This is a genomic window from Sporosarcina sp. Marseille-Q4943 (assembly GCF_943736995.1).
Classification (GTDB): Bacteria; Bacillota; Bacilli; order Bacillales_A; family Planococcaceae; genus Sporosarcina.
Genome location: NZ_OX031157.1, coordinates 865,892 through 877,852, shown reverse-complemented (window position 1 = coordinate 877,852; position 11,961 = coordinate 865,892). Strand labels below are relative to the sequence as shown.

Genomic DNA, 11,961 nt, shown 5'->3' with positions numbered 1-11,961 from the left:
TCCAAATAAAAAATGGAGGGAGTCCTCCAGTAACTCATCGACCTTACTATAAGCTTCTTCTTTAATTTCTAACTTGTCCATTCCCCTTAATTTGAAATTTAGTAGAAGTCAATGCTTTTAGCCCCATTGGACCTCTAGCATGTAATTTTTGTGTACTGATTCCGATTTCTGCTCCAAACCCAAATTCAAAGCCATCGGTAAAGCGAGTTGATGCATTATGATAAACAGCTGCTGCATCAACATGCTGCAAGAACATGTTAGCATGTGCATCATTTTCCGTAATAATCGATTCGGAATGCTTCGTTCCGTATTGATTAATATGCTCGATTGCCTGTTCTACAGTATCCACCAACTTCACACTAATGGCGTGTCCAAGGTATTCCGTACCCCAGGCTTCTTCTGTCGCTTCGTTCGCTGCTGGGAAAGCTTTACGAACGATCTCGTCGGCATAGATTTCAACACCATTTGCATCTAATTTCTTTAAAAGCTCTTCGCCGTAGTTTGCAAACCATGTTTTATCAATTAAAAGAGATTCAATTGCATTACAAACGGATGGCCGCTGGAGTTTTGCGTTTAAAACAATTTGTTCTGCCATCGCTTGTTTTGCTGTTTGATCAATAAATACGTGACAGTTACCAGCACCAGTTTCAATTACTGGAACAGAAGCTTCTCGCACAACTGTATCAATTAAGTTCTTTCCACCTCGTGGTATTAATACATCCAAATATTCATTTAGCCGGAATAACTCGCTAGCTGTTTCTCGACTAGTATCCTCGATTAATTGCACAGCATCAGTTGGGAGTGTGCTCTTTTCCAATGCACGGTGAATTGTGCTCACTAACGCCATATTGGAATGTTTAGCTGAAGAACTTCCCCTTAAGATCACCGCATTTCCAGTTTTCAGCGTGAGTGTAGCTGCATCGACTGTTACATTTGGTCGTGCTTCATAAATCATCGCTACAACGCCAATTGGTACACGCGTTTCCTCGATGATCAAGCCATTATCGTTCGTGATCGATGCTAGAGTTTTGCCAATTGGGTCATCGAGTTCGATGATTTGCTGTATGGCAGCAGCAATACCTTTTAGGCGTTCTTGATTGAGCATAATCCGATCTAATACAGATTCCGAAAGCCCTTTGTCTTTACCAGCTATAAGATCCTTTCCATTTTCACGAAAAATGATATCTTTATCTAAAATTAGTTGTTCTGCGATCAATGCTAATGCATCATTTTTTTCTATCGTTGTCACACCTGACATGAGATAACTTGCTTTTTTTGCAGCCTTTCCTTTTTGAACCACTTCACTCATGATAAAACCTCCCCCATTTTTTGTATACTTACCCAACCATCGCGATGGATTACTTCGATGGAAGGGGTAAATATGTCCCTGTCTCTATCCAAGTAACTCTCAATTTCCTTCTGTAATTCAACAGAAGAACAGCTTACTTCTCCCTTACCAAGTAAATCATGGATACCATAGACCTGGACAACATCTCCCTTTTCAAAAGTACCACTAATTTTAATGACTCCAGCTGAGAGCAAACTACTTCCTCTCTGTGATATGGCTTCCTCGGCTCCTTGATCAACATAAATCTTCCCTGCTGATTCCGAGTGGAGCGCAATCCATTGTTTCCTTGTGTTAATAGGGGACTTGGAATGACTAGCGATATAAGTTCCATCACCGTTTCCTTTCAAAACTTGCATCAGTTTATCCGTCCCTTTACCATGACCGATGAAAACAGGGATTCCCAGTGACGTTGCGGTCTTAGCCGCCATTATCTTCGATTTCATGCCACCTGTTCCAACTTTGGACCCGCCTGAATCTGCAGCTTGAATCATTTCATTTGATATTTCCTGTAAAAAATCATACTTGAATGCTGTAGGGTTTGTTCGGGGATTACCGCTATAGATTCCATTAATATCTGTTAGAATAATTAGTTGGTCGGCATGAATAAAGCCACTAACCAAGGCAGATAGCATATCGTTATCACCAAATGTCAATTCTGCAATCGATACAGTGTCATTTTCATTAATGATTGGTAAAATGCCCCTATCTAACAGTTCTGTTATCGTAGCGTAAGCATTACGGTAGCGCTCACGATTAGAGAAATCATCTCTTGTTAACAAAAGCATAGCTGGGGTTATATCATAAGCACCAAATTTCTCTATATAAGATTGGATTAATAAACTTTGACCGATAGCTGCTGCCGCTTGCCTGCCTTTTAAGGTTACTGGTCTTGATGAATAACCTAGTCCGCGGAATCCTGCAGCAACAGCACCGGAAGTTACAAGGATGACTTCATGATTTGCTTTTCGAAGCATAGCCAGTGCATCTACATGATTGCCAAGTTTTTCTTGATCAATTTCCCCTTTTTCATTTGTAAGGGAACTACTTCCTATTTTGACAACGATACGTTGTTTACGCATTTAAGATCACCTCTACAATTTTTTCTGAAAAGCTATCAATAAGAATAATCTTGTTGAAAATACATCTACATCAACACAAATAAAGCCCATTCATCCTAAAAATATAAGGACGAAAGGGCTTGCTTCCGCGGTACCACCATTACTTGAATGGCGCACAAAAGTGTGCACATTCCACTTTAACAATAACGCATGTTCCGCGCCCATGTTTTGGCATGGGACTCTAAAGGTAGGTTCGGTAGGCTTTCTATTGTGGAATCTTTCAGCTCATAAATTCCACTCTCTTTTATAGCAGGGACTACTTACTGATTCTTTATTAACGTTCAAATATATTGTTTACTATTATGGCGAGGAATGATTGGGGTGTCAATAGGTAAAATGCTAACAGTTGGCTAACGCAATCTCATGAAAAACGAGCATTCGCAGCTTAAAAGCTAACTGAATCTGCCTTATGATTCCATCGCCCACGTGGCATTGCAAGGCTCACTCTTAGTGGGATACGGTAACGGTCGCCTCCTGGGCCGTTACAAGAGACTAACAGGATAGCGTACAAGACGCCTTGATTGACGGCATAATGCTACGCGAACCACAAGTAGTCAATCTACACGCGTAGACGCTGAAGTGTTGGAGCCTCTGGACGCGGGTTCGACTCCCGCCGTTTCCATAGTTTAATATGGAGTTTTAACAGTGTCAAAACCCTTGATATTCAAGGGTTTTTTCTTTTACCTTGTTTCATCTGATTTCATATAGTATCAATCGAACATAGTCAAATACGTAGTCAGAGCATAGTTATTTATCTACATCTCAATGTAGTTGGCAAACTTCAATATAGCTTCTTCTATTGCCTTCTTCGTAACATGGGCATAGATGTTCATTGTCGTCTGAACGTCACTATGTCCTAAATGATCTTGCACTTCTTTCAAAGTAGCTCCCGCTTCAAATAACATCGAACAATGGGTCTGGCGTAAACCCTGCGTAGTTATTGTACCGATGCTATATTTCTTCTGCACATGTAAAATCCATTTGCTGGTTTTCGTAGGCTGCAAATACTCATTATGCTCATTGCTGAATACAAGCTGCTATGGTTGTAATAAGTTCTTCCAATATGTTGAAGGTCAAATAAGTTTAACTTACAATAGAACTAAGTATTAATCTAAAAGGTATCAGGTTCTATATTGTCATAGAACCTGATGCCTAATTCTAATTGTAGTAGGAGATAAATTATGCAAGAAAATGAAAAAAATGGTATAAAAATTAATCCCTTACGACTTATAGCTACATGCTTAATTATTGGAGTAATACTAGCCTGTATTTTTGCATATTTGATATTTGGGAATTTAGTAGAAGCTTTTAATAGGATGCTAGCATTGCAAGGCCAACCATCTAGAACAGCACCTTCAATGGCCTCTCTTTCTTATATAGTTACATGGGTATTATCAATATATTCCATTGTAGTAACTGCTATTTTTAGTTATATGGTCTGGAAAATAAACGATAGAAGCTTGAGTATTTCTGAAGAATTAAAGGATTTTGAGGTTACAAGTAATAATGAAAATAAGGAACTGACGAAAAAAAAGTTTACAGATATCTAAAGACTTAATGCGTATAGAGCAAACCCGAGAAGTTGAAAATAAACGATCAAAAGCTTTGATAGTTTACTACGATTTACAACGAGGTTTTTCGATAATTAGAGATTTATATATAAAGCATATTCTGAAAAAAGATCACTTAGTAATAGATCAGGCGTTTTTTGATAATAATTGGATTGAAAATGTTGCATCATTAAGGACTGATTTGAGTAACAAAGACATCCAAGATTTGTATAGCTTATATAACTCACTGTATACTATTCAAAAGTATTTAGATTTAGAAGATGAGAGACTTATTGGATACATAAAAAAAACTAGTAGAGAGTTATTTTTAGATTTTATCCCGATGTCTTTGGTGGGAAATTTGCAGGAACATGATATAGAAGAATTTCTGACTGTTGAAAAATATATATTAATGCATAAGATCTACAAATTAACCTTTAATAAAACGGAATTATCCGTAGACAAGAATGGAGTGAAAATCTTATCTGCTAATCATTATAAAATCATATCAGGAGATTTGTATAATGGAGAAGGTATACTATATAACTCAGATGGTTACGAAAGGTTAAGAGGCTTTATAATTCAAGGGGATTTTACTACAGGTCAATATACAGGTTATTTTGGAGTTAACCCACTCTATAAAATAGAGTATCAAAAAACCTCAGACAAACGATTAATTAACAAAGGATTATTAAAAAATTTTATCTACGAACCTTTAAATGAGCCATTAATCGATGCATATTATATTGATGGAAAACCCTTCGAAGGCAAGGGTATTGATGTACATACAAATGGAAATATTGCATATTGGGGACAAATAGTTAATGGCGAAAAGCATGGATATGCTAAAGTTTATAATCAAAAAGGAAAAATTATTTTTGAAGGTGAATATGATAGCTCTAAAAGAGTCAGAGGTAAGTTATACCGTGAGGGAAGATTAGAATTCGATGGAGAACTGAATAACGAAAAACCTTGGAATGGAAAAGTTTTCAAAAAGGATTTCAATAATCTCAATGTGAAAGAATTCACGGGAGAAATATTAAATGGCAAACCGGAAGAAGGTATAGGTTTGATTTTTAAGAGATCTTTTAATGTATCTAGCTTGGATGAATTAGAGGCAATTGAAAGAATAGATGACGAATACCATAATCAACGTGAAGAGCAAATGCTTTTCGAAGACTATATAGAGGAAGAAAGCAGATGGTATAATGAAAGTATACGTTATCAAGATAATGGGTGGGTAGATTATATTTATGCTGATTGGAAAAACGGTGAATATACCGAAAAAGAAGATAAAGAGTCTAATATAAGAGTATTTTAAAAAAGGCATCATATTTTTTTGCAACACAAATTGTAAACATTATGCACCTTATATTAAATGTGGAGAATGTTCATTTAGGTTATTGGTTTTTATGGAAAACAGCAAAGCAAGAAGCGCAAATTCTCTATATGGAGGATTTGCGCTTCTTTTTTTTGTGCGAGCATTTAAAACTCCTGTTCGCTTTCCATAGTTTAGTGATAGAATGGGAGGTCGGCACTCCCTTGCGAAAGGGGGTGTTTATATGGTGACATACGAAGCATTGAATATGATGTTCCAGTTTGGAATGTTCCTCGTAGCAACGGCATCAGCCATTGTAGCGATGATTGCTCTATACACCAAAAGAAAAAAGTAACTACCCTCCGCTAACCGGCAAGTAAGCAGGGCAGTTACTCTTGTAAAAACTCTCGTGCTAATGGGCCGACCGCACTTCATGCGGATGTCAGCTGTATTGACTGGGTGTTAGCGCACCCGGTCTCTTTTAGTATATGTTCAGTTTACCACAATCATACGGAGAATACACATGTTCCGACAAGTGAACGGAATCAAGATCTACAAATAGAACAACTGAAAAAAAGCAGGATTTCTTCGCTTGCACCTCTTATGTAGTGGAGGCTAAGTGATTGAATGACAAAATGAAGATACACCCTTTACTGCACTTGAGTTGCTGGTCGAAGGGCTCGACTCCGTCAGAAACGGCAGTTGATAATAACTCCAAAGCAATCGGCAACCTAGGATTCGTAGCTTAATTGTTGCTGAATCGGCCTGGCATTGTTAGGCTCACCTATTAGTAGGATACATTAACGGTCGCCTCCTGAGGCCGTTGCAATAGATTATCAGGATAGCGCTCAAGACGCCTTGACTGACGGCATAATGCAACGCGAAACGCAAGTAGTCAATCTACACGCGTAGACTGAAGTAGCAGTGCTTTTTGACGTGGGATCGACTCCTACCGTCTCCATAATTTTTATTGATAGAAGCACATATAGGAAGCATGAATTCTCTAGATCGAGAATTCACGCTTTTTTGTGTGGTTTTTAACAGGATTTCTGCTTCAATCCTAGTAATTAGTAACAAGCAAAGGAGTGAATAGTTTGGATTAGTATCGTTTTGATAAATTGTTATTTGGTTAAATAGTCTTGTAGAAAATGTGTGAGTATAAGACAATAGAAATAAATAGGACTCAACACCAAAATCTATAAACCTGAAATATATAATGGAGGTAATTATAATAGAGATAAAGAATCCACACAGTCGTAATAGGCTAACATTAAAAGAAAGATTCAATAAAAAATTTACTGAATTTTCCGTGCCGTATATCGAGAAAATACCTATGGATAAAAACTGGAAAATTGAGTTGAGTCATATACCCAAAGTTTTGGAATCTGCAAGGATTAATATTCGAGCATGGAGACGAGATAAAAACCTAACAAATGAAATACCCCAAGATATTGAATTGGACTTGCTGTCAGTTTACGTTGCTGAATATATCCCGATTGAGCATGTTGATAAATTAAATAAAGGACTTAAGAAGTTAGTAAATAAACACCGCATGCAGTATGAATTTGGTCAAATTGATAGGATAGATGATTTTTGTATAAATGTTAAGCAAAGTATCCATGGGGGACGCTGGAGTAATTTTGGTTATATTAAGTTTGAAGAAGAGAAAATATCTCAATTTGTAGAAAAAGTGAATATAAATGGAACACACTTATCTTCGTCCTCAATTATTTTGCAATTCATCATTACTCCCTCAAAAGATTTTTGTAGTGAATTCAAAAAGATTGTCGAAGGTAACATAAGGGAAAATTTAACATTCAACCTCACATTGAAGAATTTATTTAAATATTGGGGGGGAGGAAGATTAGCGGCTTCTATTACTAAAAATCAATTACTGGAAGACTACATTGTAGAACTAAAATGGAGAACAATGAAAGAGGTGAGCAAATACTTCGATCTATTCTTCACTACTACAAAGCTAATTCCACCAAGTATTGAAGTATATAAACTAAATCAATCAGCATGTGCTTTAAAGCATAAGAATGACGGGAAAGTAAATAACTTTTGGCGTTCCGTTGGGATGGATAGCTACTTTAGTGATATTTCTAAAGATGGTTATTGGAACTTATTTATGGATGATAGGAGCACACATTTTATTGATAATTCCTTAAAGGTCACTTGTAATAGTAAAATAAAAAAGGAGCCCATGTTTCACTCCCTTGATTTTCAAATTGTTTACTTATTGCAGGAATTTGCAGAGAGTTTACTACCGATAATGGTTATGAGAGAATACGCAAATTATACAAGTAAAAAAGTTGCGATCCATCAAAATAAAATTCTATCGTCTTTAACTAAGCAAAATCCAAAGTATAAGAGCCTAATTAATATAAGGTATGAGCTAGAAAAGAATTTGCAAATTCTTAAACGCTTTAAGAATGAAATTGATGAGAATTATTTTGATAGGGTTAAAGCGGAAGTTAAAAAAATAACGGCTTTTGAACCATCAAAACCCAAAGATCTCAGTGCAACTGAATTAATTGTTGATAATACTAGCTATATTGTAGAGAAAACCAATAACCACTCTCAATTCTTTGCAAAAATGATAGATGATACTGTTCAATTGCTAGAAATTAAAACAAACAACTCCCTAAGAAAAAGCTCTTTTTGGCTGTCAGTTATAACAGTTGTTCTGTCAATTGCTGCAACTGTCTTCGCGGGCTTATCCCTATTTTATCAATTGAGTGAAGAGAACCAAAACAAAGTAATTAGATCTTTGATTTTGATATTAAATTTGTTTAGATGAGCATTCCGAAAAAACAGAAAGGGTTTCCGAGGATTAAATTATATCATAAATAAAAAAGGCGTTGAAAAAGAGCCTACTTTTCAATCTCTTTATTTACAAATTAGGTTTAACCTAAACGAAACTTGCTTTACCAACTTCCGTAGCCCATCATTCAATGTTATTCACCAACCGGTTCCTTAGTTGCGTAGGAGGGCCCGACTAATGTAGATGTAGATACATTTGTTTAACCATTGTAAAGAAACTAGTTCTTTCACCACCACCTCCTTGTTAGAAACTCTTCCATCCTTCATTATTTCTAATATAACTTTTTAGGGGGAATATCAAGTTGTTAGATGTTAAATTTCAAAAAGAAATTAAGTCAATATTGTTTTTTGCTTTAGAATATGGAATAAAACATGTTGAAATTAATAAAAATAAAAAACCACCAATTGAATTAATAGGTAAAGTACATAAAGGTTTTATGAAAGCTCAAAATTTGATAATACAAAATTTGTTAATTTTAGGGAAAGAAAAAAGGAAATTAAAAGATAGACTTAAAGTATCTAGAAGAAATAGAGAAACCAATTTAATAAAAACTTTAGAGGATAAAATAAAATCTATAGAATATAAAGAGAGTATTATTAGGAAAATTGCTGATTCTATTGCTTGGACAATACTAAATTTTGATAGTACGAAAGTAAAAAGATTGTTTTTAAATAACCCACAAGTAGAAGTATATAATTCTAATTTGTCACATGAAATTAGAGTAGTAGAAGACATCTTCCAAAATAATGAATTTAATTTTGCTTTATTAACTGACATTACATCCTTTATACAAATTGCAGATCTAATGATATTGGATAGTGAGTCTAAGAGTATAGGTTTTGCAGAGTTAAAAGAAGGTCGAATAAACGAAGAAATTTCTAATACATTAGATCTTTTTTTAAAGACAAATTGTGAATTTGCGTTATTCCAAACAATAAAAGACAAAGATGATAAGTATATTAAACAAATGAAAAGATTTATAAATCAAGAAGTTAAAAATACAGAAGTGGTAAAGACTATTAACTCTGGAGAAGGAAAAGATATTGCTACAGGTTATAATGTTTTTATTTCAGAAGAGGTTTTTGAACCGGTGTTCTTTGAAAATACAGTGAGAGACATGCTTAAAGAAGTACAGAAAAAGAAATTTGCATTAAGAAGTATTGATGATTGTTTGATTATAGGAGTTTACAATACTAAGGATATCCCTATACATACAGCATTTGAAGGTTGGAAAAAATCATGTGGGATAGGATTTCCTACAATTGATTTTAAAGTGTTTTTAAATGATCCAACTGCAAAGCCAATGTTTTTATGTGATTTTAGTATAAACGATAAAGTTAAAATATTAAGCGGAGAAATATATATATTAATGTCATTGGATTTTAATAAATGGATTAGTATGTTAAAAAAAGCGAATATTAATGTGAGACTATTAACCAAAAAAGAAACTGAAAGGATAAATAAAGTACCTGATATAATAAAGCCTTTTGAATACAATGGACAAGCAATTCAAATAGAGTATGAAGGGGGTGTAGAGACTTTAGGGGGCGGTATCTTTGAAAAGATGTTTAACCAATTTTTTAGACCAACTTCAATTATAGAGTTCATTAAATTTAAAGAAAAAGTATTAGAAAACAGACCAATTAAACTATAGATTATTTGGGTAGTTGTATAATAGAAAGGAGAGGATTTATTGCTCCTTACTATTAATGAATAATATTAAGGAGTATAAAGTATAAAACCATATATTGCTTTTTACTACCGTGTTGTTCTGTATATTGGTAGAGTAAGTCATATATCTAATAAATGTTTTAATTGGTCTTCATTTGATGTTGGATACCTCCTTTACGATCTAGTTTGAGATAATCCAAGAATTTAGCAGGTATCTACTACGATAAATGTAATTGAGAAAACCGACACCCTTTATACTATTTGACTTGCGTATTACAGTATAAGGTATCGGATGGGTGGAAAAGTAGTCTATAAATAATTATTGTATGGTGTTAAAATGGATGTAGAGAGTAAGATGTGTATTAAATATCAGTCCGAAAGAAAGTGCGTAAAGGAGAAGAGTAGCATATGCTGCTCTTCTTTTCTTTTTCTTCGGCTGTCAGTATCTTAGTGTTTACGGACAAAAAACCCTTCTACTGACTTACCAACCAGCATGAAAATATCCTTGAAATACGTCTCATCAACCAACTTGTCCAGCATTCCTTTGTAATACCCCGGCAAATTACGAACTACCTTCTTCTTTGTAGCCGGTCATTAATGGAACGATTGAAATAGGTGTTGTCTATTCGGTGCTGCTATCCAACAGTCTATTATTAACTGTACTAGGAGATTATTTTGTATTAGTAGGGAGTTCCATTCTTCATTAGTACCCTTAATTCCGCCAATACTTCCAGTGCTTCTTTCCTCGTATTTAAAGCCGCATCAGAGTATCGTCATCCCTTTTCCTATAAGTGAATCAAATATGTAACCACAAATAATTAAAGCCACAAAATAAACTTTGTGATACTATATTATTAATTGAAAGAATAATAACAACTTTCAAACGTGATCTCTTTAACGAGTGGGGGGACAAGTCCATAGGATCGATTCTGTAAACGCAAAATCGTTCATACAGTAGTGGGAAAGAAGATTGGATCTCGTTCTTTAAATGAATAGGAGGGTTCATCAATGAGAAATGAAGTAAGCGTCAGTGGAAAATTGAGTGAAGCACACACGTTGCCATCTTGGCTGTACACGAATCCGGAAGTGCTGGACGTCGAGCTAAAAGAAATCTTCAGTAAAACGTGGCAGTATGTTGGACATGTTAGTGAGTTCAAAAAAGCGGGCGATTATATTACAACTGAAATCGTCGGCAAGCCGATTTTTGTGACATTGGGCAACGATGGAGAGATTCGCGCCTTTTATAATGTCTGCACTCACCGGGCTGCGAAGCTGGTCGAAGGGGAAGGGAATAAGCGTATTATCACTTGCCCGTATCATGCTTGGTCTTACCGGCTGGATGGATCGCTTAACCGAGCTCCGAATATGAAAGGTGTCGAGAACTTTGATGAATCTGCCTTTTGCTTGCACGATGTAAGATTGGAGATTTTCGAGTCATTCATCTTTGTGAATCTCGATCCGGATGCAGAACCGATGGCAAAGACGTTCGGCGGATTGCTTGAACATGTGAAAAAAGACAATTTGGATCAATTTAAGAAAATGCAGGTGAAAGAAACGATCTGTCATTCAAATTGGAAAATCGGCATCGATAATTATTTGGAATGCGATCATTGTCCAGGTGTCCATAAATCACTCGTTTCCAAAGTGGATATGAAGCAATATGAATCGAGCCTGCACGACAATTACGTTTATCAAGCGACTCCTCTAAAAGGGCAAAACGCTGATTTCGAAATGGGGCAGGGCGGGAGATACTACTGGCTCTATCCGAATATGTGGTTTTCGTTCGACCCCGGCCCACCGAATGTCTCCATTCACCAGTCGATTCCGATTGATCATAAAACGACGAAGTACGTCTATACGACTTTTTTCATGAACGATACGATCACGGAAGAGGAAGAAGAGCTGATGGCCGTCGATCAAGACGTACGCCGGGAAGACAAGGAGATCTGTGAGGTTGTCCAAAAGGGGATTGAAACGGGAGTATACCAACAAGGCAGGTTTTCGCTTACCGAGAACTGTGTCCACCATTTCCATCTGCTCATGCAACAAAGATTAGCACCGTTTTTGCCATTGCAAAAAGTCGAGTCCGAAGTTTTGTAAACGCTTTCACATACGTGCGATTAAAGTCA

At 35.8% G+C, this 11,961-nt stretch carries 8 protein-coding genes and 1 pseudogene; 6 read left to right on the top strand and 3 right to left on the bottom strand.

The window, feature by feature from the left end:
• Positions 1–61: 61 nt before the first annotated feature.
• The 3 genes and pseudogenes from NIT04_RS13330 to NIT04_RS13320 all read right to left on the bottom strand — a co-directional run.
• A complete protein-coding gene (locus tag NIT04_RS13330; protein ID WP_252504057.1) occupies positions 62–1,309 on the bottom strand; it encodes a glutamate-5-semialdehyde dehydrogenase in 1,248 nt (415 codons plus the stop codon).
• On the bottom strand, positions 1,306–2,427 hold the full coding sequence (gene proB, locus NIT04_RS13325) for a glutamate 5-kinase (protein ID WP_252504056.1): 1,122 nt from the start codon (positions 2,425–2,427) through the stop codon (positions 1,306–1,308). The genes NIT04_RS13330 and proB overlap by 4 nt, the downstream gene beginning before the upstream one ends.
• Before the next feature lie 794 nt (positions 2,428–3,221).
• Positions 3,222–3,488: pseudogene (locus NIT04_RS13320) on the bottom strand (tyrosine-type recombinase/integrase); the annotation flags it as partial.
• 159 nt (positions 3,489–3,647) lie between these two features.
• Between NIT04_RS13320 and NIT04_RS13315 the strand changes: the two are divergent.
• The 6 genes from NIT04_RS13315 (at position 3,648) to NIT04_RS13290 (ending at position 11,932) form a co-directional block, all read left to right on the top strand.
• A complete protein-coding gene (locus NIT04_RS13315; protein ID WP_252504054.1) occupies positions 3,648–4,016 on the top strand; it encodes a hypothetical protein in 369 nt (122 codons plus the stop codon).
• Positions 4,017–4,023: 7 nt separating this feature from the next.
• Positions 4,024–5,337 carry a hypothetical protein gene (locus NIT04_RS13310; RefSeq protein ID WP_252504053.1) on the top strand — a complete coding sequence of 438 codons (1,314 nt, stop codon included), beginning with the start codon at positions 4,024–4,026 and terminating at the stop codon, positions 5,335–5,337.
• A 241-nt stretch (positions 5,338–5,578) separates the two neighbouring features.
• Positions 5,579–5,689 carry a putative holin-like toxin gene (locus NIT04_RS13305; RefSeq protein WP_252504052.1) on the top strand — a complete coding sequence of 37 codons (111 nt, stop codon included), beginning with the start codon at positions 5,579–5,581 and terminating at the stop codon, positions 5,687–5,689.
• 978 nt (positions 5,690–6,667) lie between these two features.
• Positions 6,668–8,137 carry a hypothetical protein gene (locus NIT04_RS13300; RefSeq protein ID WP_252504051.1) on the top strand — a complete coding sequence of 490 codons (1,470 nt, stop codon included), beginning with the start codon at positions 6,668–6,670 and terminating at the stop codon, positions 8,135–8,137.
• A 325-nt stretch (positions 8,138–8,462) separates the two neighbouring features.
• Positions 8,463–9,815 carry a hypothetical protein gene (locus NIT04_RS13295; RefSeq protein ID WP_252504050.1) on the top strand — a complete coding sequence of 451 codons (1,353 nt, stop codon included), beginning with the start codon at positions 8,463–8,465 and terminating at the stop codon, positions 9,813–9,815.
• Between the two features lie 1,025 nt (positions 9,816–10,840).
• A complete protein-coding gene (locus NIT04_RS13290; protein ID WP_252504049.1) occupies positions 10,841–11,932 on the top strand; it encodes an aromatic ring-hydroxylating dioxygenase subunit alpha in 1,092 nt (363 codons plus the stop codon).
• Positions 11,933–11,961: the final 29 nt, after the last annotated feature.